We start from the raw sequence: 21287 nt of genomic DNA, 5'->3' as shown, positions 1-21287 counted from the left end.
TTATTTTTCAGGAGGTGGGGTATACATGCGTTTTTCAGAGGAGCTTCGCCGCGAGGCGGACGGTATTTTTGAGGCTATTTTTCAACATCCCTTTGTCAGAGGTATTGCCAAAGGACAGCTGGGCAAGGAGCAGCTGACCCATTACGTCAAGCAGGATTTCGAGTATTTAAATGCCTATATGCGGATTTATGGCATCGCGATTTCCAAATGTGCGAACCGGGAGGACATCGCGGCATTTAACGAGCAGATCTCGTTTATCCTGAACAGTGAGATTCACCCGCATCATAATTTTTGTACGGTCGCTGGCGTCAGTTACGAGGAATTGCAGGGTTACCCGCTGGCGCCTTCCGCACATCACTATATCCGTCACATGCTGACGGTGGCGCACGAGGGCAGTCTGGGCGAGATTATGGCGGTGCTGCTGCCATGCCCATGGACGTACCTGGAAATCGGCCGCAGGCTGATGGAGGAAGTGAACCCGGATGAGAATCATCCGTTCCAGGAATGGATTCAGTTCTACGGCAGCCGGGCGGGAGGCGTCACGGATAAATTCCGTCAAAGGGTGGATGCCTGGGCGGAAACGGCAACGGCGGATGAGCGCAGACGGATGAAGGAGCATTTTATGCTCAGCTGCCAGCTGGAGTATATGTTCTGGGATATGGCTTACAAGCTGGAGGCGTGGCCGGTGCCGATGCCGGAAGCGATCTCCCGGCCTGTGCAGCCGATCTGAGTATGTAGGAGGCAGGATGATATGAGTCTGTTGGAACAAAAGCTTTCTGGACTTCTCACTAAGGTGCGAAATGAGAAGCCGCTCGTTCATAACATGACCAACGTCGTTGTTACGAATTTTACGGCAAATGGCCTTTATGCGCTGGGCGCTTCGCCTGTAATGGCTTATGCTCCGGAGGAAGTGGCCGATATGGCCAAGATCGCCGGTGCCCTCGTGCTGAACATTGGGACGCTCAGCCGTGAACAGGTCGATGCGATGATTATTGCTGGGCGATCCGCCAATGCTCACGGCGTACCGGTCTTGCTGGACCCGGTTGGCGCCGGGGCAACCCCTTTCCGTACGGAGTCGTCGCTTCGAATTATGCAAGAGGTCAACGTTGCGCTGGTCAGAGGCAATGCGGCTGAAATCGCCCATCTGATCGGAGAGAGCCGGAGCATTCGCGGCGTGGATGCAGGGGATGACGAATCGAGCAGCGGCCATACCGAGCTTGCAGTTCGGGCTTCACGCAAGCTGGACACCGTCGTGGCCATTACCGGAGCGGAGGATGTCATTACAGATGGGGACACGTTACGGGTGGTTCGCGGCGGAGATGCCAGACTGACTAAGATAACGGGAGCAGGCTGTCTATTGACCTCGGTGCTTGGCGCCTTTGCCGCGGTGGAGCCGGACGTGCTGCTTGCCGGTACAGCTGGGCTGGCCTTCTACGGGGCAGCGGCTTCCCGAGCGGGGGCACGCACGACAGGTCTGGGGCCGGGCAGCTTCCAGACAGCCTTCCTGGATGAACTGGACCGGCTTGCACCGGACTCGCTGACCGGGCATGCGACGGTGCAGGATTATGCGGCAACGGGGGGAATAACATCATGATGAATGAGCACAGGGTATATAAAGCGCTGACAATTGCGGGCTCCGACAGCGGAGGCGGTGCCGGTATCCAGGCGGATCTTAAGACTTTTCAGGAGCTGGGAGCCTATGGCATGTCGGCCATCACGGCCATTACGGTACAGAATACGCTCGGCGTCCAAGGGGTCTATCCGCTGCCGGCGGAAGCATCTGCAGAGCAAATTCATGCGGTCGGCACCGATATCGGGGTCGATGCGCTGAAGACCGGGATGCTGTTCAGTGCCGAGATTATACGGCTGGTAGCGGAGCAAATAAGAGATTTTGGCTGGGAGAAGGTGGTCGTTGATCCGGTGATGATTGCCAAGGGAGGCGCGGAGCTGCTCCAGATGGAAGCGATCCAGGCGCTGAAGGAGGAGCTGCTGCCGCTAGCGATGGTCGTTACGCCGAATATTCCGGAAGCGGAGGCGCTGGCGGATATGAAGATTCGGACGATGGAGGACCGCCGAGAGGCTGCGAGACGTATTCATCAGTCCGGGCCGAAGATGATTGTCATCAAGGGCGGCCATGATGAAGAGGGCGGGAGCAGCCAGGTGCTGGACCTGTTCTATGACGGCTCATCCTTCACCGAGCTGATCGGCAAAAGGGTAAAGACCACGCATACACACGGAACAGGCTGTACTTTCTCAGCTGCAATTACGGCCGGTCTGGCGAAGGGCATCTCTCCATCGCAGGCGATTCTGGATGCCAAAGCCTTCATCCAGGCAGCGATTGAGGATGAGCTGGGAATCGGCCACGGTCATGGTCCAACCAACCATTGGGCCTACCGCCGCCGCAATGGGATGCTCGTATAATCAGGATCAAGCAATCAGGCATTATAGCTGAATATGTAGACGAGATAGATAGACAAGCTTCGATATCGATAGATATCGGGGCTTGTTTTTTATTATGGAAAAATTATAGAAATTAAGCTTGAGAGTTGACATGCAAGAATTGAACAGTAATACTGGAACTAATTATTATTCCATAATATGGATTCCGTGTGGGGTCTTGTTGGAGGTTGTTCCATTTGAATACAACAACCACGATACGATCACAATTAGAGGATTATCTTCGAACTAAGGGGTTGACCATCAATCGCTTTGCTGAGATATCCAATACCAACTCTGGGACGATTAGTTCTATTATTAATGGTACTCGGCCAATATCAATGCAACAACTCGATCGTATTACGTCCGGCATGGAGCTCCCCGAGGGAGCGCTATACGAGCTGTATGTTGAGGAGTGCTTTCGTTATTCACCTAATTGGCGTCGGTTACGCCCTTTCCTATACCGCTGTGCGGAACTGGACAAACTCGATTGCATCCATAAGATTGTTCAATTGATGATGGACAGTCTTATCTATCTCCCACTATTGTTCGATACTGCTGAAGATTGGTATCAACAGGGAAACGAATCAGCGGCAGCGATCATCTATGAATGTGTGGCTGAAAGTGAGAAATATCAGCATTCTGAACGGCTTGCTTTATGCCAGTACAGGTTATTTTCGATTTCAGTCGGCTCCAATCAACAGCTCAATTTACAAGCAGCTACGAAGTTTGAAGGTTTTGTAGAACGTTTGGATGAGATCGACCAGCTCGACGCATTGAAAGACCTTGCTAATATATATGCGGCTCTCGGGCGATGGGGTAAAGTAGATGAAATTGCAGAGAAGATGGGGAGAAAGGCCAGTATCTTATACCGGAACAAGTATCAGACGTCGAGAAGACGTGTATTGCATAAGGAACCGAAGAAACCTTTATTTCTATATATCATTTATTCCTACCTGTTGCGGTCCGGGGTTAGTGATGCGCGAGGCGAGTACGAGCAGGCTCTTAGTTATGTATCTCTGTACAGTGATCTTGACTGGGTAGTAGAAGATTCAGAGGAAGCTCGTCAGATCATAGCACAATACAAGATGTGGGCAACTGCCAATAGGTATATGTACAAACTCATGATGGGGGATGTTGAAGTTCTTCCTGAATATGTGGCCTACATTGAGGTCAGGCCTGATGAGATATTGCCCGCACTTTACAAGATACTTCAAGCGGCCAACCGTTTCGGTTTAGATATCGATTCGGTCTTGAAGAAGTTCGAACAGCAAATTTCTGAATTTGCTACCGGTAAAGGGCTAACTGGCACCTACAACGAACAAGTAGCATCCGATCGCTATATTCGTTTTGTGATTGAGCTGGCGATTTATCATTTAAACAAGCAGCGGTATGAAGTCGTCGTTGATTACTTGCTGGAAGGATTGAGGGCAGCAACAAGAATTAATAGGATTTGGGCGACTCGGAGCTCTACGGAGTGGGATGGAAATCATTCTAGCAGTAACGGAGAGAATCACTCCCATCATTGGCGGTTGTTGATTTTAGGAATAATAAGCATGCTTGGCCAACAAGAAGGATTATCCGGCCAAGAGATTTCTGAATGGCTGTGAAAATAGTAAAGATTGAATCTAGCAGCCCTAAATATAAGTCATAGGAGTCATTCTCCTATGGCTTGTTTTTTTACATCCCGCCCTATTGACTTTACATGACATTAACCATTCGATTCCGTTCGACTCGGTAAGAATGGATGTGACAACCATCACTGGCACACTCTAGTGTATAAACAGAAACAATGCATTACAAACTAAAAACATTATTTTTACATTATATTCTAAAATATTACACGAGGAGGTGCGAGCGATGATGTATACTGACGTGATGCTGCAGCGAATAGAAGATGCTAGACAACTGCTGTATCAGATGGAGCAGCAGTATGGTTTGCGGCATCCGAGGGTCCTTAAGCAATCTATGGAACTGGACGAGCTTCTCAACCGATATTATCGATCAACGTACCGTAAAAATGTGAAACCCATTGCGTAAATAAGACGTTTAATTCCTGAGCGGATTCGGATAGACAAGGGTATTCGACGGAGATCGCTCACTTGAAGAATGAGAGGGTTCTGCCTCGGAATCATGACATCAGGAAGGGGACTATGGATGGATCAGTACAGGCAATTAACGAGAATGATGGCTACAATCCGAGGCTCCTTGGGTCCCGGATGCACCATCGTGATTGATTTCGCAGCAGGAGAAATCTATTGGGAGCTATCGGAACAAGGCATTGTTGCCGAGATCAGCCCGCGGCCCCTGACAGGAATGGAGAGCAAGCTTGCTCTCGTAGAGGACCTTCGAAACTGCCGGATCTTTAACTGGCATGATCATTATGTGGACCTTGGGGCCAGTGAAGGAACCCATTGGAGCCTGGAGATTGAATGGGGCGATCAACGGAAACGGATCACGGGTCTGAATGCTTACCCCGCCGAGTGGAAGCAATTTTGCGGAATTTTGCGGAAGTGGTCGGGCCGCGCATTCGGGTTCCGAATCTTTTCCGGTCAAATCTATCGAACGGTCCTCTACCATTATCGCAGGCATTAAGTATGATCGGTCGGAATTGAATATGACATAGAATCGTTTTGACGAATTGAAATCATATTAACGTGCAGCGAAGGTCGCTGCTTTTTTATTTGGTCAGATAGTTGTTTGTCGTCTGTTCCCCTTCCCACGAACTCCCCCCTAATCCTGTTTATTTTTTTCCTTCTATAATAAGTAAGTCTCTCATAGTATCTAACAACCAACTGGAAATGTAAGCGTGTTTATTGTGATCGAACATAATAAGGAAATTCCTTCCATCTCGAAATGCGCATATGCATATTCAAATATTTACACAGAATTGTTCGTCACTTTACAATGCATGGATTGAATGTCTGGAGAGAAGCACGTACCCTTATGTACGAACATTATAATGTTTTAGGAGGGAACAGAGAAAGTGAAGAAGAGGATCACGCTGACAAGCCGTGTGCTTGCCATAGTTATGTTATTGACCTCTCTGCTGCCAGCAGGGTACAGTCCGGCGCAGATGGCTGGCGTGGCAGCCACAGATACGAATGTATTCGCCGGAGCAGGAGTCACGGCAACGGCGAACGGATACATATCGGATGACTTCGCTCCGTCTAAAGCAATCGACGGCAGCAAGAACAGCGGGAAATGGAGCTATGCAGGAGGTTCAAGCCTGCCGGATCCAGCGAACCCGTATTGGATTAAGGTAGACGTTGGCGCTGAGGCTCTCGTGCGCCAATTCGTGCTGTTTCATGCAGGAGCAGCCGGTGAACCGGACAGCTACAATACCCGGGACTATTCGATTGAAGTGAGCACCGATGATGTGAACTGGACGCCGGCAGTAACGGTGACAGGCAATACATATCAAGAGACTGCACATACGCTGAGCGTCCCTGTTCAGGCAAGATATTTTAAACTGAACATTACGGATCCTGGCGCGGCGGATGCTGCGACGGGAGGGTATGCAGCGAATATTTACGAGTTCCAGGCTTGGGGTTCGATGGTTGGTGCATCGGCGGTGCAGCCGGATGGCATTCGCATCGACAAGCCGAATCTGGATCTGTTGGAAGGTGAAACAGAGCAGCTGTCGGCCATCCTCTCACCGCCAGGAGCCGCTACGCCAAATCTGATCTGGTCATCAGATAACCCTGCCGTGGCTGGGGTCGATGCGAATGGTCTCGTTACCGGCGTATCCGAAGGCAGCACGGTTGTTACAGTGACAACAGAGGACGGGGCTCATCAAGCCGCTGCGGTCATCAACGTTGGAGCAGCAGGCGCCGCCATCCTTGCGGCTGGACTCCATTTTATCGAGAAGGATAGTCAGTGGACTTATTTGGATGACGGCTCGGATCAAGGCACGGCCTGGAAGGAGCCGAATTTCGATGACAGCAGCTGGAAGAAGGCCCCTGCCCCGCTTGGGTATGCAGGCAGCGGCAAAGGCCAAGACTTGAACACCTGGATCGGGTATGGCTCGGATGCAGGGAACAAACATTTAACAACGTATTTCCGTCAGGAGTTCCAAGTAACCGATGCAGCTGCAATTAAACAGCTGGAAGCTTCCTTGATTCGGGACGACGGAGCGGTCATCTACCTGAATGGGCAGGAAGTATACCGCACCAACATGCCGAGCGGCGAGATTACGTATAGAACAACGGCATCTACTGCGGTTGGAGACGAAAGAAACGCATATGTGTTTGAGATCGACCCTGCCTTGCTGGTCGACGGCACGAATGTCATGGCTGCCTCCGTGCATCAGGACCGGGGAGCCAGTTCGGACCTGTTCTTTTCCCTTGAACTGAAGGGTTCGGATAGTGCACCGCCGGTAGTCGGCAAGGATAACGGATTGCTCGGGGAGTATTATACGGGCAGAAGCAATTTTGATTTCGGTGATCATAAGGGAACGGCGATCGACTCCCGGATCGAATTTAGAAACCTGGATCCCATCCTGCAATCATTAACCGGTCAGGCAGATAACGCCAATGTGCGCTGGACCGGACAGATCATGCCGCCGCAAACGGATGATTACACCTTCTATATGATTGGCGATAACGGCTTCCGGTTGTGGATCGACGATCAGTTGATCATCGATCATTGGGTGAATGACTGGGATATCGAGCAGACCAGTACGCCTATTCACCTGAATGGCGGACAGAAGTACAAGATTAAGATCGAGTACTTTGAGGATTATGGCGGCTCCAATCTCTATCTGCGCTGGTCTACACCTTCCATGGCAAAAGAAATTGTGCCTGATCATGTCTTCTATTTGCCAGAGGATTACAATGGCCCGGTTGCAGCAACGGTTATGGCTGATGGCCTGAACATCTCGCTTGAGATGTTGTCCGATCTGGGAGCTCTTCCGGGAGCGCTGCAGGATCATATTACGGTTACAGCAGACGATACACAGCTGACGCTGCTGGATGTGCTGCAGGATCGTGATCCTTCCTTGATGACGGTCCAAGTGGCTGAAGCGATCACGCCAATTAGGCGGGTAAACATTGCTTATGATGGGTTAGCCGGTCTGCAGCTGGCTGATGGCACGAATGTGGGCAGCTTTGCCTTCACTGCGATCAACCAATCTGAGGTCGTGGATTACACGCCATTTGATATCGCAATGTCCCTGCATGGGGATGCAAAAACAAGACGCAGTTTCGCCTGGTATTCCCAATATCCAAATCCGGCAACCGCCCCGGCAGGTATCCGGGACAGCGAGGTGCAGGTGGTGCGTGCAGGGGAGAGCTTCGATTCACCGACGATGAAGTCTTTCCGCGGCACGAGTGAAGAGATTCATGTACGGGTAACCCGGTCCACCAATGCGAACTACTTGTCACATAAAGTCGTGGTTGAGGGTCTGGAACCTGGAACGACGTATCAATATCGGCTGGGAAGCGGCGGGTATTGGAGTAAGCATGGACAATTTACGACCGAGAGGGAAGAAGAGAATGAGTTCTCCTTCCTGTATATGACGGACTCCCAGGGAGGGAACACCGACGATTATAAAGCATGGGCGGATACTGTTCGCGCGGGTGTGCAGAATTTCCCGGATTCCAAATTTCTGTTGATGCCTGGCGACATGGTGGATGTCGGTGATCTCGAGGAGCAGTGGCATGATTATTTCACCCAGCCTCAAGATGAACTTATGAATCTGCCGCTGATGACCACGATCGGCAACCATGAAGGGCCGTACAATAACAACTTCTATTATCATTTCAATCTGCCTGACAACTCGTTCACGGATTCCAATCCGGCGGGCGCGGTCTACTCGTTCGATTATGGCCCGGCGCATTTCATGGTGCTTAACACCGGTGATATTCCGTGGGACAACGCCCAGAAGTCATCGTTCGAGAAGCAGATCGAGTGGCTAAGAAAAGAAGTTGCTCAAACTGACAAGAAGTGGAAGGTTGTCGCCTTCCATAAAGCGATATATTCGGTAGGCGGGCATGCCTTGGACCGCGATATTCTGGAGCTCCGTGAAACCTTGTATCCGATTATGGATGAGCTTGGCATCGATCTGGTTCTACAAGGGCATGACCATACCTTTATGCGATCTTTCCAGATGTATGGTGACAAGCCGGTTCAGAACGTAGTGACTGACAGCAACGGCAATGTCATTGATCCGGACGGGACGCTGTATCTGATCAATAACGCGGCCGGGCGCAAATATTATGGCGTCAGAGGCGATGTGGACAAATATTACGCAGCCAAGTACAGCCAGCCTTACAAGCCTATGTACACCGGCATTAAGGTAACAGAGGATTCCTTGACGCTGCAGACCTATATCACCGGTGAGTCCGCTCCGATGGATGAGTATACCATCGTGCGTAATGATGGACGCCCCGATGCCGTTGAAGGCCTGTCGGCGGGCAAATCCGGTAATGGAAGGGCAGTGCTCTCCTGGAGTATGCCACAAACGGTGGATGCCGAGGATCCGATCCGCGGGTTTAGGATTCATGAAGTGAACGGACAGCTCGGCCCGAACTGGAGCGCCTATATCCCTGTAGAGGCAGGCAAAACCAGCTATCAATATGAGGTGCCGGGGACTACGCCGAATGAAGCCTATGAATTTGCTGTCACAACCGTTGATAAGCGGGACAATTCGGCAGCGGTCAAGGTAGCTGTCTCGGGGAACGTTCCGGCGGCGCCAACGGCTCCGGTGGTGGATGATGGCCATAATACGTTCGGCTGGACCCATGTGCCGGGTTATGAGCAGCCTTCCGATTACGAATTCAGCGTTGACGGCGGAACAAGCTGGCAGCCTGTGACCGCGAATCCACAGCCGGTTGGAGACGGGAATTATCCTGCAGGCGAAGTTATGGTACGCGTACAGGCAGACGCAGCCAGTGGAAGACAGGCTGGCCTGCCTCTTGCATCCGACAAGCCGTTTACGGAGAACAGCCTCCATGAAACCTTCCAGTTGTCCGGGGAAGTGACGAGAGATGGGCAGCTCAAGGTCGATGTGAAGGTAGCGCGGGCAGCAGAGTACAGTGGCGATCCATACGTAGTATTCGAGCTTATGGACGGGAATACGCCGCTCTTGATTAATGCAATTCCTATTCGGCAGGACGTACTTGAAGTTTCGCAATATTTTAATGTGAACGGAAGCCAGTATAGCGTCAAGGTATTCGTGTTTGATGAATTCAACAGCGACCCTGAGGTGCCGATTCATTTGGCGAAACCGATTGAGCTACGGTAACGGACGAATAAGAGAGGACTGAATATGGTGAAAAAAAATGTAGCACTCATACTGATATTGTTGTTCGTGCTCTCGCCAGCTTCCGTCTTCGCAGCGGATGCTTTCTCCCTTGCGCTAAGCGCAGGAGAAGTCAAACGCGGCGAGAAGCTGACGATTTCCGGAACCGTGCCGGTCGAGTCGGGAACTGTCGTGATCAAGGTGGTTACGCCGCGTCAGACGGTGCTCTACATCGATGTGGTTGAAGCGGCAAACAGCCGTTATGAAGCGAGCGTCCAGATTCCGGCGGATGAAGATTTAGCCCCGTCCGGCATCTATACGGTAGCCGCTGGTATGGGCACTGCGTCGCAAACGAAGACATTCATCGTGCCTGGAGCACCTGTGGTGAATCCTCCGGGCGGCGGAGGCGGGGAGAATCCCGCTCCCGCTCCAGGCTCTCCTGGGTCCAGTGGCGGTGGAAGCAGCCCAACACCTCAGCCGGACGGGTCCGGGTCTCTTACCGGAAGTATTCCAGCCGGCGTAGGATCGGCTTCCGGTTCGGTCATCCGTCCGGAGCTGACATCAGACGGGCGATACATTGTCGGGGCAGGCACGATCACCGAAGCCGCTGATCAAGCGCAGGATTCGGTAACGATTCAGCTGCCAGCCGAAGCCGGTCAGTCCGGAGCTCCGGTTGAGTTCCCGTCTGAATCGCTGCGAACTCTCCAGCAGCGGAGCCTGGAACTCATTGTGACTACAGGCGACCGTACAGTACGTTTCCCGGCTGGCTCTATTCCGGTGCAGGAGGATTTGCAGGCACGGGTACGCATTGTGCTTAAGTCTGCTTATACCGAGGAAGCCCGTGCTCTGGTTCAACGCTCGATAGGGTCTAACTCGGACTATGCATCGACAGACATTGTACTCTCCGTGGTGATCGAGATCATTTCCGGGAACAGCATGACGGAAATCCATCAATTGAACCGGCCTGCGGTGGTGAGCCTGGAATTGACCGAGGCGCAGGAGCGCAGCATCGCTTCCAATTTGGCCGGCGTCTATTATGTGAACGGCAGAAGCCTTGAATATGTCCCTGGCACGCTCAAGGATGGCCGATTTACTTTTACAGCGGGTCATTTCTCCTACTATGCGATTCTTGAATATAACAAAACATTTACCGATCTGGCCGGTCATTGGGCCGAGGAGGCTGTTAAAGCGCTGGCAGCGAAACATCTGGTGACTGGAGTGGACGAGCGCCGTTATGAACCGAATCGGAGCATTACCCGTGCGGAATTCGCCACGCTGTTGATGCGCGCTTTGAATCATGAAGGAATCCGTGCGGATGCAGCGGCGAGCCCGGCTCAGGCGTTTCGGGATGTGCCTGCCGGACGCTATTATTCAGAGCATGTCAAGCAGGCGGCAACGATCGGTTTGATGTCCGGGTATGGGGGAGCATTCAGACCGAATGACCCGATTACACGGGAGGAAGCGGTAGTAGCTCTTGTGCGGGCAGCCGAGCAATCGGGCCTGACAGCATCCAAGCAGGGTGAACCGGCCTTTGCTGATGCGAAGTCCATTTCCGCTTGGGCTGCTGAAGCGGTGAACGAAGCCTGGTCGCTCGGACTGATTCAAGGCGACGGCACCCGCTTCAATCCGAAGCATTCCGTCAATCGGGCGGAAGTCGCGATCATGATTCATCGGCTCATTACAGACCGCTCTTTATAACTGAAAGCGAGGGGAACCAAGCACAATGGGGAAAAGAATCTTATCCATGATCATGACGGTGCTGCTGCTGTACAGCTTGATAGAGCCAGCGTTACCCGCAGGCTTCGCCTGGGCAGCGTCTGGATCAGCGCCAGGCATAGAGACGAGAAACGTAGCGCTCGGGGCCCAGGTGACCGCTTCGGGACAATGCAACAGCAATGAGCGTCCTGAGTTCGCCGTGGATGGCAAAGCGGATACGAAGTGGTGCGACAATACCAGTGCTTCGATCAAATGGTTAAAGCTCGATTTGGGCAAGGAATATACGATTAACCAATGGGTTGTTCAGAATGCTGCCATTTCTGAAAAAAACAACAGCCCATTCTGGAACACCAAAAATTTCCGTCTGCAAAAAAGTAACGACGGCACCGTCTGGACCGATGTGGATGTCGTTCAGAACAACGCGCAGACCATTGTGAACCGGTATTTATCGGAGCCGGTGACGGCTCAGTATTTCAGATTTTATATAAGCCAAGGCGCTTACGACTCGAACACCGTTCGGCTGTATGAGCTTGAATTGTACGGCGTGGATGCCGGTGAAGTCCCGGCATACCCGCCTGTGAATCTCGCTCCGATCGATTATGTCGATCCGTTCATCAATACGCTCGGGGACAACGGACAGACAAATCCGGGGCCGACGACGCCTTTTGGCCTTGTCTCACTCGGTCCTGACAGTGATGGCGGGGCATTCAGCGGCTACTATTACGAGGACAAGCATCTGAAGGGCTTCTCGCATCTAAGATTCAGCGGCGTAGGCTGCAGCGGCGGGGGCGGAAATATTCTGCTGATGCCGCAGACCGGCGCTTTTACCAAGAACAGCAATGACTACAAACAGAAATATGTTAAAAGCAGCGAGCAAGCCTCGCCGGGCTATTATGCGGTCCATCTGGACTCCGGTGTCGGCGTGGAGCTGACGGCATCGGACAATGTCGGCTTTCACCGCTATACCTTCCCGGCTTCGGCCAGCGAAGGCTCGGTGCTGGTCGATCTCTCCAACTCTTATGCGGGAATGGTGAACGCCAGCCTGCAGGTCGAGAACAACCGGGAAATTTCAGGGATGATTCAGTCCAAGAACGTATGCGGTCATGGCTACTATACAATGTACTTCTCCATTGCGTTCGATCAGGATTTTCAATCGTACACGTCCTGGCAGGGCGATGACACAGGCAGCGTGCCTGTGCGCACAGGAGCCAGCAGCGGCGTATGGGTTACCTTCGATACAACTGCAAACCAAGTGGTACAAGCGAAGGTGGGCCTGTCTCCGGTGAGCACGGAACAAGCGAAATATGAGCGCGACCATGACGTCGCGAACTGGGATTTTGACGCGCAGCATGCCAAAGTGAGAAACACGTGGAGCGAGCTCCTGGGAAAAATCGAGATTACTGATCATGATGAGCAGAACAAACGAGTTTTTTACACGCAGCTCTATCATATGTTCCTGCATCCGAATAAGGTGAGCAGTTCATTAGGCACCTTCAAGGCGGGCAGAGACGAGAACACGATCCGAAACACCGACGAGATCGGACCGGACTTCGAATACTATAACGGCTGGACGACATGGGATGATTTCCGGAAGTATGCGCTCTTCTCTGTACTGGAGCCGCACAAATACAACAACATGGTGAAATCCCTAGTGGACCTGTACAAGACGAGAGGCGCTTACACACAGTGGGGAGAAGGCTACTGGCCTAGCCCGACGGTTAGAAATGAGTTCAACGGTGCGGTCATCCTGGATGCCTATTCCAAGGGCTTCCGAGATTACGATGTCTATGCTGCGCTTCAAGGGATGGCCGTTGATGCGGATAACTTCTCCGTGAACGATGGGGAAATCTCAGGGAAGCTGGAGAAGGCAAGAAGCGCCTACTTCCCGATGAAGCTGGCCGAGATGATCGGAGACCGCGACATGTATGACAAATACAAGCAGGTTGCGCTCTCCTACAAGTCATTGTGGAATCCGGACCAGGTTGACGAGAACGGCGACAAGTACGGCTTCTTCACGCCGAACGGAAGGAACGTCGGCCCTGGAGATATTACAGCGGTAGGCCGTTATGCATACCAAGGGAATCTGTGGACGTACCGCTGGTCGGCTTCCCAGGATATTAACGGGCTGGCTGAGCTGATGGGCGGCAAAAGAGAGATGGCTAAACAGCTTCAGGATTTCTTTGCCAGAGACGAATACGTGGCTATTAACGAACCGGACCTGGAAGCTCCTTATCTGTTCAATTACCTGGGCATGCCTTACTTGACGCAATATTATGTCAGACAGTACACAACCGAAGTTGTTACGCAAAAATACCACAACCATGGCCTGTATGCCCATCCGATCAAATCCCGCGTTTATCGCGACGATCCGGAAGGCTACCTGCCGTCTATGGATGACGATGCCGGCGGCATGTCCTCCTGGTATGTGTACAGTGCAATGGGCTTGTTCCCTGGCAATCCGGGAGACGCGAACTTCCTGATCGGCTCGCCGATCTTCTCGGAAGTGAAGCTTCACCTGGACGGCGGCAAGACGTTTACAATCAAGGCTGATGGCGTATCCAGCCAGAACCGGTTCATTCAATCGGCTTCCCTGAATGGTCGCCAATTCGATCAGGCATGGATTAGCTATGTGGATGTGATGAACGGCGGCGTGCTGGCGTTTGAGATGGGACCTGAGCCGAATACGGATTGGGGCGCATCGCCGGAGGCAGCTCCGCCAATGCATGATTACGGTACCGATGTGGATAACCATCTGTCCCGCCAAACAATCATTGCCGAGGGAGAGGAATGGAAGTATTTCGACCAGGGACGTTATGCGGGCAATGGCTGGACAGATGCGGCGTATGACGACACTGGCTGGAGCGCAGGTGAGGCTCCGCTTGGCTATGATAACATCGGGTATGTGAAAACCGTGGTCAGCTATGGCCCGGACGCGAATCGGAAGCACCCGACCACTTACTTCCGCAAGACGTTTGACGTGAGTGATGTGAATGACATCCTGGAGCTTGAGGCTAGTCTCATCCGCGATGACGGCGCGGTTGTCTATCTGAATGGCAAGGAAATCATTCGCACGAATATGCCGCAAGGCCCAATATCCTATGACACCTATGCGAATGCGACCGTCAATAACGAGCGGGATCGCAATCTATACCGCATTGACCCGTCTTATCTCGTGGCGGGCACGAACGTGCTCGCAGCGGAGGTTCATCAGGTGAATGCAACAAGCTCGGATGTCGCCTTCGAATTCAGTCTGAATGCGGTGAAGCGTCTGGAGAAGCCGGAAGCGCCGACGAATCCGGTTGTAGACGACAAGGCCAATACATTCGGCTGGACCTATGTCCCAGGCTACGACAATCCGGCAGATTATCAATTCAGCACGGACGGCGGCAGAAGCTGGCAGCCTGTAACTGCCAATCCGCAGATCGTAGGGCCAGCTGCGTATGAAGCAGGGCAGGTGCAGGTCCGGGTCAAGGCGGATGAGAACTTGAACCGGGCTGCCGGGGAAGCGCTCGTATCAGACCAAGCCTATACTTCGGACATCAAATGGGATGTATTCGATTTGGAGGCAGAGGTAAAGCGCACAGGCAATATGCAGGTTGAAGTGGCTGGAACCTTGAAGGGGGCTTATGTCGATTCGGCTGTCGCCGTCATTCAGCTGATGAGCGGGCATGATCAGGCGCTGGTGTCGAGCGCGATCCCGGTGGAGACGGGAAGCTTCGACATCTCCCAGACGTTTAACGTCAATGCAGGCAGATATCAGGTCAATATCTATCTGGTAGATCAGTATGACGGCAACATCTATAACTCGCTGTGGCTGGCGGATCCAATTGTATCGCAGCCGGAGCCAGTGCCTGTGCCAGAGCCGGAACAACCGGGGCAGCCGGAGCAGCCAGAGCCGAAGCCGGAGCCGTTACCGGTTCCTAAACCGGAGCCGGAGCTGCCGGATGACCCGGTGGAACCTGCTCCGCCAGTGACGGACGTCCGAACGATCCAGTTTGAGGGCAGAACGAGCTGGTCGACCGGGGTGAATACCTTTAACGGCAATCCGCTCAAGACCGAGTCCGGCAATGGAGGAACGGTGGTTGCCAACACATTTGACGGCGCATGGCTGGCGTATGCCGATCTCGACTTCGGAGCTGAAGGCGCGAACCGGATCGCGGTTGAGTACACGGCTCCATCCGACAGAACACCGGCCGACGCGGCGCTTGAATTCCGTCTTGGAAGTGAAAGCGGCGAGCTTCTCGGCACCGCTGCGCTGAACAATACAGGAAGCGGTTGGAACAATTACGCTACAGCCGAGGCGCTGCTGAACCGGACGCTCACAGGCAAGCAAACGTTGTATATCGTCATGAAAGGCAGCACCACCAGCTCGAAGCCTTATATCGGAAATTTCGACTTTTTCACGTGGGGTTATCAGAAGACTCGCAGTGACTATGCGAATCTGGAGCTGGAAACCTCTGACGAGTGGTCTACCGCTGTCAATACCTTTAACCAGGGGCCGCTGAAGACCGAGCCAGGCAAAAGCGGGCGGCAGGTGGCCAATACGTTTGACCGCGCATGGCTGGCATATAAAGGGATGGACTTCGGCACCTCGGGCGTCAACCATCTGTCCATTGAGTATGCCAGCAACAGTGCGAATTGCGCAGCAGATTCTGCCGTGGAAGTTCGGCTTGGCGGCGTAAACGGAACGCTGGTTGGGACGATTCCGGTGCCTCCTACGGGGAACGGGTGGGGGAATTACGCCGTCGCCGAAGGACAGTTGACCGAATCGCTGACAGGTGTTCACGATGTATACCTTGTACTGACGGGCTCTGTCAATTCCACGCATCGATACATCGGCAACTTCGATCGGGCGGAATTTACCCGGCAATAGCATGCAGAATATCCCGCAAGCCTCAAACGAGAGGTTTGCGGGATTTCTTCGTTCTGGGCACTTGGCGTTTAGAATAGCCAGTCCGAGGCAGCGTGATCCGCGCTGTTTATAGGCGGTTGCCAGCAGGCTAGCGTCATCTCGAGCTGATTAGCCGCTCTCAGGGCGGGTATATGATAATCGACCCCGTTAATTTCATATACAAACAAACAGCATGATGAAGGAGGATGATCGTATGTTTATCCACATGAAAGAGCTGCAGTACCGGGCGAAACCGGAAAGACCGGACCCGGTGTTTGCGCGCAAGCTGCAGGAGGTGCTTGGAGGACAATTTGGTGAGATGTCGGTCATGATGCAGTATTTGTTCCAGGGCTTCAACTGCCGGGCTGAGCAAAAATACCGGGATATGCTGCTGGACATCGGCACCGAGGAAATCGGTCACGTGGAGATGCTGTGCACGATGATTGCCCAGCTTCTGGACGGCGCACCGGCTGATGAAGTGGATAAAGCGGCTCAGGATCCGCTCATTGCAGCTGCGCTTGGCGGCATGAATCCGCAGCATGCGATTGTGTCCGGTCTTGGCGCGACCCCGACGGACAGCAACGGCTTCCCATGGAACAGCCGCTACATCGTATCCAGCGGCCACCTGCTGGCCGACTTCCGCGCCAATCTGAATGCAGAGACGCAAGGTCTGCTGCAGGTCGTACGGCTGTACGAGCAGACGACAGACGCAGGGGTGCGCGACATGCTGTCCTTTATGATCTCCCGTGATATTTTGCACCAGAATCAGTGGCTGGCTGCCATTGAAGAACTGGAAGCGATCGACGGGCCAGTGGCACCGGCTTCCTTCCCGAGAGAGCGTACCGTCAGAGAGGCAACGCGTCAATTCATTAATTTCTCCGTCGGAGAAGAGAGCAGACAAGGGCCTTGGGCATCCGGGCCGCTTCCGGACGGAACCGGCAATTTCGAATACGTAGAGAATCCGCAAGCACGCGGCGGTGCTCCTGAGCTTAAGCCGGCAGCGATGCATCAGCATTCCGTGCCAGGAACCGGGCCTTATGTGGCGAACGAAGGACGCGGACTGAAATAAGCAGGCATCAATAGGATTCCAAGGAATAGAAGAGCGACCGTTCCCGTGATAAGTCGGAGGACGGTCGCTTGCTGTTGCGTTTAGAATGCGTCATCAAATACGCGTTCCATTTGATCAGCCTGGTCGGATACGGCGAATAAGACATAGGAACCCTTTGATTTCATAACATGCCGTTCAACCAGATAATATTCGTCAGGCCGATAGTCTTTAAATTTGGCTTTCTGGCGCTCGATGTGCAGCTCGATGTTCTCCTTAACACTCGCAATCCGGCCCGGGTCCTTGAGTTGAATCACAGCAAGTTCATCAGCTTTCACATTGGATGCCGACGTATAGAGCACAAAGTCTGCAATGTCATCCTTGTCGATCCGATATATTTTCTGAATTTTATCCAGATCGCCCTTATTCATATGATCCAATTGTACCGCCTGCTCGATAGCCTGCCCGATTTCAGCTGCCGAGGCTGGTTCTTCAGCGTTCGTACCGCTGCCGGAGCAGCCGGATAATATGCCGAAGGCAACGGCAAGGGCAAGCAGGACGAGGGGGAAGCTCCATATACGTAATTGTGTTTGTCTCATTAGATCACTCCGATTCATGCAAGGTTAATATAGACGAATCCTCAAAAAACGTGTTGGCATTGTACAGCAGCAGCATATCATCAAAATCTCGCGCCTTCGCAAACGAGGCTAAATCCTCCTCGTAGTACCTCAAGTCAACGACATCAATCTCGCTGAAATGCGGTAACAGAAACGGAATCAAGCTGTTGGCATACGAGTCCTTGACCAAGAGCAGCTTCTTCTTGCTGGGATGGGCGGTCTTGATCTGGACGAGTCCATGATTTCCGTTCAGGAACACCGCGTATTTGTCCTTGGCTTCAAGCTGGTCCACGGCATACAGCGAATCTGTAGTGAGCCCTTCATCGACGTAGGTTACCGTATATTTCACCGGGTCCTTCGGCCAATACAGCTCAATCCGGTCGGGCCGGAGATGGCGAAATCCGCTTCTGGAATACAGCGATCCGTAGAAGTGGTCAGTGGCCTGCCGAATATCAAATTCATCCTGGCGCAGCGGGTTCAGTCCCAGGTGTTTGCATAGCTCAACGTAAGCGGTGTAAGCTCCCAAGGTGGTCCAGTGATGGTCGGTTTGATAAAAAATCGGCTTCTCCCGCATAGCATCCAGTGCCGGATATACATCAATATCATGAACCGTGGCCGGAAATCTGCTTCGCATCCGTTCCAGATACTGGAGCTCATCCCCGGCCGAAGCGAATGGAGGCAGTTTATCCTGCAGCACGGTTGCTGCGGTCGGCACCAGCATGACATATTTCCGCAGCTCCGGCGTCGCGCGGTCAAAGGCTAGGATGGCCTCGGCTCTCTTCTCCACATCCGCCTCAGAAGGGGGATTGAATGTTTGGATAAGATATCCGTCCTCCGCCAGAAAGACACCGCCGTTTTCCTTCTTTCCCAGCGCACGGTCCACATCGGTTTTCACCCCGATCCAGGCATCCCTGAACACAAATTGATCGGACACGTATTGGTCGAAGTCGGCAGTGAATTGTCCGGACATCAATGCTTTCAGGGAAAAGCGAGGCAGCTGCAGAAGCACCCGGTTCTCCGCTTCCGAGAATGACCGATCTGGCATCGCGACATGGAGGACGGCGAATACAGCAATGAACAGCGGCAGCAGAACAGCCAGCGCTTTTCGAATGAGGGTAACATTCCGTTCCATGTCCGTCCCCCCTTTTTTAGAATCGAAAATATAAAAATGGATTATAGCTTTCATTGACCAAATAGGCGGTAGACAGCACCAGGAGCAGCGCATAAATCAATGGGATGAGCACGATCCCGGCCGTTCTCCATGTTTGCTTGATTAAGGTGAGTATCGCCCCAGGCAGCGGGGTTGCACAGATAGCTGACAGAACAAGCAGGACCGCATACGTCGACAGATCATAGAGCGCCTTCTGGTCTACTGCAGCATGTGCGCCGCTGCCGAACATCACGCCGATGAAATGCCAGGCGGAAGCTATATGCTCCAGGTCGAACAAGACCCAGCCTACCATTACCGCCAGCAGTGTGTAGACATGGCTGACAACGGCAGGGCTGCGTTCAAGCCAGCGCAGCAAGACCAGCTTCTCGGTCATCACAAGGACGCCGAAATACAATCCCCAGATGATAAAGTTCCAGCTGGCCCCATGCCAGAAGCCGGTCAGAAACCAGACGATCCCCAAATTGCGAAGCTGCTTCACCAGCCCTGATCGATTGCCCCCAAGCGGGATATACACATACTCGCGGAACCAGGAGCCCAGCGAAATATGCCATCTCCGCCAGAACTCCGTCACGCTTCTGGAGATATAGGGGTAACGGAAGTTCTCCAAGAAATCGAACCCGAACATCTTGCCAAGCCCGCGCGCCATGTCGGAATATCCGCTGAAATCAAAATAAATTTGCAGCGTAAATGCCACTATGCCCAGCCATGCGGACAGTACGCTCAGCTGCTCGATCGGCTCCGCCTTGATATGGGCCCATAGCAGCCCGATATTGTTGGCCAGCAGCACTTTTTTGGCAAGGCCTCTCATGAACAGCTCTGCGCCTTCCCCGAAGCGCTCCAGCGTCACTTTGCGGGATTCAAGCTGGGCGGCAATGTGGCTGTACTTCACGATCGGGCCGGCAACAAGCTGCGGGAACATGGCCACGTAGGCGCCGAAAGAGATGATATTCCGCTGCGCCGGCACTTTGCCGCGGTAGACGTCAATCACGTAGGACATCGTCTGAAATGTGTAGAAGGAAATCCCCACGGGCAGCGGCAGATCAGCCGCCTCGATATTCAGGTGAAACAGCTGATTGATATTGTCCACGACAAAACCGGCATATTTGAACAGTCCGAGAACCGCCAGACTGCCTGTCATCGATGCGATAAACACCGTGCTTTGGACTGCCTTCCGGTGCCTGTACTTTTCGATCAGCCGTCCGTTCATATAATCGAATACCGTTGATCCGATCATCAGGAGAATGTACAGCGGCTCTCCCCACGCATAGAAGATCAGGCTTGCCGCCAGCAGCACAGCATTTCGCAGCTTCCTCGGCGACAGATAATAGACCAGCAGCGCCAGCGGGAGAAAAAGAAACAGAAAGTTGAGACTGCTAAAGACCAAGTATTGTCACCTCCGGATGGCAGCCTGCAGCGGCCTACTCCACCTGATCCTTCAGAAACTCCAACAGTATCGGATAATATTCGGGCTTGAAGTGAATCCCGTCGGTATCATACAGATCCGGGCTGTCAGCAAATATCGGAGAGATATCGATAAAATGAACGTTCTCCCGCTCCGCGAGCTGTTTGAGGCTGTGATTGTAATCTGCGATCCGGCTGTAACGCGGCTCCTTGTCCTCTGCTGCCTCTGTTACCGGCGTGACGGACAGAAGCGTAATCCTTGCTTGCGGCAGCTGCTGCTTCATATCCTCAATCAGCTTGGCGTAGTTGTTCATGGAGTACGCTATCGGATCGTCCGTAGGCCACAGAATATCGTCCGAGCCGAGCTGGATATAGATTCGCTTCGGGTTTCGCTTGGCCAGCTCTTCAACATCCTTAAGTGCGAATTCCGACGTTTTTCCCGCGCCTGCCAGAACAATCTCTTCCTTAAGCACATCGTGGTAGGATAACCCTTCCGTAATGGAATCTCCGAAAAATACACTGTCTTCAAACCACAGTTGAGCATCGGTGTTCATTGATCCGGTTGAGCTGGTTCCCCGCGATTCGGGCGTCTCGGGGGATTGAGATACTTGTCCCTCCGATTCAGGGATGACGGGTGCATCCTGTCCGCAAGCAGTCAAGGCAATCGCCAGGCTTCCCGTAAGGAATATCATCATAATCTTTTTCATGGCTCATCTTCTCCTTCGTTGGTGTAAGAGCTTCTGTATGTCGGTGTCTGTACACCTGAA

Annotated in this window: 14 protein-coding genes; 10 read left to right on the top strand and 4 right to left on the bottom strand. The window is 52.9% G+C overall.

What is annotated here, in order from left to right; genetic code table 11:
• The first annotated feature begins 25 nt into the window (after positions 1-25).
• From tenA to CHH67_RS12640, 10 genes are all read left to right on the top strand, one after another.
• Positions 26-730: a thiaminase II gene (tenA, locus tag CHH67_RS12685; RefSeq protein ID WP_095265544.1), complete on the top strand. Its 705-nt coding sequence runs from the start codon at positions 26-28 to the stop codon at positions 728-730.
• Positions 731-751: 21 nt separating this feature from the next.
• Positions 752-1594, top strand: coding sequence for a hydroxyethylthiazole kinase (gene thiM / locus CHH67_RS12680; protein WP_095265543.1), 843 nt, complete (start codon positions 752-754; stop codon positions 1592-1594).
• Positions 1594-2421 carry a bifunctional hydroxymethylpyrimidine kinase/phosphomethylpyrimidine kinase gene (gene thiD / locus CHH67_RS12675; RefSeq protein ID WP_095265588.1) on the top strand — a complete coding sequence of 276 codons (828 nt, stop codon included), beginning with the start codon at positions 1594-1596 and terminating at the stop codon, positions 2419-2421. Before thiM ends, thiD begins: the two co-directional genes overlap by 1 nt.
• 215 nt (positions 2422-2636) lie before the next feature.
• On the top strand, positions 2637-4046 hold the full coding sequence (locus tag CHH67_RS12670; protein ID WP_176475471.1) for a helix-turn-helix domain-containing protein: 1410 nt from the start codon (positions 2637-2639) through the stop codon (positions 4044-4046).
• Between the two features lie 250 nt (positions 4047-4296).
• Complete coding sequence (locus CHH67_RS12665; protein WP_176475470.1) at positions 4297-4476, top strand: aspartyl-phosphate phosphatase Spo0E family protein; 180 nt, start codon at positions 4297-4299, stop codon at positions 4474-4476.
• A gap of 93 nt (positions 4477-4569) precedes the next feature.
• A complete protein-coding gene (locus CHH67_RS12660; protein ID WP_218832019.1) occupies positions 4570-5031 on the top strand; it encodes a hypothetical protein in 462 nt (153 codons plus the stop codon).
• 391 nt (positions 5032-5422) lie between these two features.
• Positions 5423-9682, top strand: a complete 4260-nt coding sequence (locus CHH67_RS12655) for a PA14 domain-containing protein (RefSeq protein WP_095265541.1) — start codon at positions 5423-5425, stop codon at positions 9680-9682.
• Between the two features lie 24 nt (positions 9683-9706).
• A complete protein-coding gene (locus CHH67_RS12650) occupies positions 9707-11377 on the top strand; it encodes an S-layer homology domain-containing protein (RefSeq protein ID WP_095265540.1) in 1671 nt (556 codons plus the stop codon).
• 25 nt (positions 11378-11402) lie between these two features.
• Entirely contained in the window at positions 11403-16268 is a 4866-nt protein-coding gene (locus CHH67_RS12645) for a glycoside hydrolase domain-containing protein (RefSeq protein ID WP_095265539.1), read from the top strand.
• Positions 16269-16500: 232 nt separating this feature from the next.
• Complete coding sequence (locus CHH67_RS12640; protein WP_095265538.1) at positions 16501-17355, top strand: manganese catalase; 855 nt, start codon at positions 16501-16503, stop codon at positions 17353-17355.
• A gap of 80 nt (positions 17356-17435) precedes the next feature.
• On the opposite strand, the gene CHH67_RS12635 is transcribed toward CHH67_RS12640, so the two are convergent.
• Genes CHH67_RS12635 through CHH67_RS12620 form a run of 4 tightly spaced genes read right to left on the bottom strand, consistent with a single transcriptional unit; the run spans position 17436 to position 21227 of the window.
• On the bottom strand, positions 17436-17930 hold the full coding sequence (locus tag CHH67_RS12635) for a DUF4358 domain-containing protein (protein ID WP_095265537.1): 495 nt from the start codon (positions 17928-17930) through the stop codon (positions 17436-17438).
• Positions 17931-17934: 4 nt separating this feature from the next.
• Positions 17935-19080, bottom strand: a complete 1146-nt coding sequence (locus tag CHH67_RS12630) for a DHHW family protein (RefSeq protein ID WP_095265536.1) — start codon at positions 19078-19080, stop codon at positions 17935-17937.
• A 16-nt stretch (positions 19081-19096) separates the two neighbouring features.
• Positions 19097-20503, bottom strand: a complete 1407-nt coding sequence (locus CHH67_RS12625; protein WP_095265535.1) for an MBOAT family O-acyltransferase — start codon at positions 20501-20503, stop codon at positions 19097-19099.
• 34 nt (positions 20504-20537) lie between these two features.
• Positions 20538-21227, bottom strand: coding sequence for a GDSL-type esterase/lipase family protein (locus tag CHH67_RS12620; protein ID WP_095265534.1), 690 nt, complete (start codon positions 21225-21227; stop codon positions 20538-20540).
• Between the last annotated feature and the right edge of the window lie 60 nt (positions 21228-21287).

This window comes from Paenibacillus campinasensis, from assembly GCF_002272015.1.
Lineage (GTDB): Bacteria > Bacillota > Bacilli > Paenibacillales > Paenibacillaceae > Paenibacillus_AQ > Paenibacillus_AQ campinasensis.
This window is presented reverse-complemented; position numbering and strand designations above follow the sequence as displayed.

What these genes read in the sequence shown, in the direction of transcription:
- CHH67_RS12660 (WP_218832019.1), top strand. Translation starts at nt 4,570, where the DNA reads ATGACATCAGGAAGGGGACTATGGATGGATCAGTACAGGCAATTAACG.
- CHH67_RS12630 (WP_095265536.1), bottom strand. Translation starts at nt 19,080, where the DNA reads ATGGAACGGAATGTTACCCTCATTCGAAAAGCGCTGGCTGTTCTGCTG.
- CHH67_RS12635 (WP_095265537.1), bottom strand. Translation starts at nt 17,930, where the DNA reads ATGAGACAAACACAATTACGTATATGGAGCTTCCCCCTCGTCCTGCTT.
- CHH67_RS12620 (WP_095265534.1), bottom strand. Translation starts at nt 21,227, where the DNA reads ATGAAAAAGATTATGATGATATTCCTTACGGGAAGCCTGGCGATTGCC.
- CHH67_RS12640 (WP_095265538.1), top strand. Translation starts at nt 16,501, where the DNA reads ATGTTTATCCACATGAAAGAGCTGCAGTACCGGGCGAAACCGGAAAGA.
- CHH67_RS12645 (WP_095265539.1), top strand. Translation starts at nt 11,403, where the DNA reads ATGGGGAAAAGAATCTTATCCATGATCATGACGGTGCTGCTGCTGTAC.
- CHH67_RS12650 (WP_095265540.1), top strand. Translation starts at nt 9,707, where the DNA reads ATGGTGAAAAAAAATGTAGCACTCATACTGATATTGTTGTTCGTGCTC.
- thiD (WP_095265588.1), top strand. Translation starts at nt 1,594, where the DNA reads ATGAATGAGCACAGGGTATATAAAGCGCTGACAATTGCGGGCTCCGAC.
- CHH67_RS12665 (WP_176475470.1), top strand. Translation starts at nt 4,297, where the DNA reads ATGATGTATACTGACGTGATGCTGCAGCGAATAGAAGATGCTAGACAA.
- tenA (WP_095265544.1), top strand. Translation starts at nt 26, where the DNA reads ATGCGTTTTTCAGAGGAGCTTCGCCGCGAGGCGGACGGTATTTTTGAG.
- thiM (WP_095265543.1), top strand. Translation starts at nt 752, where the DNA reads ATGAGTCTGTTGGAACAAAAGCTTTCTGGACTTCTCACTAAGGTGCGA.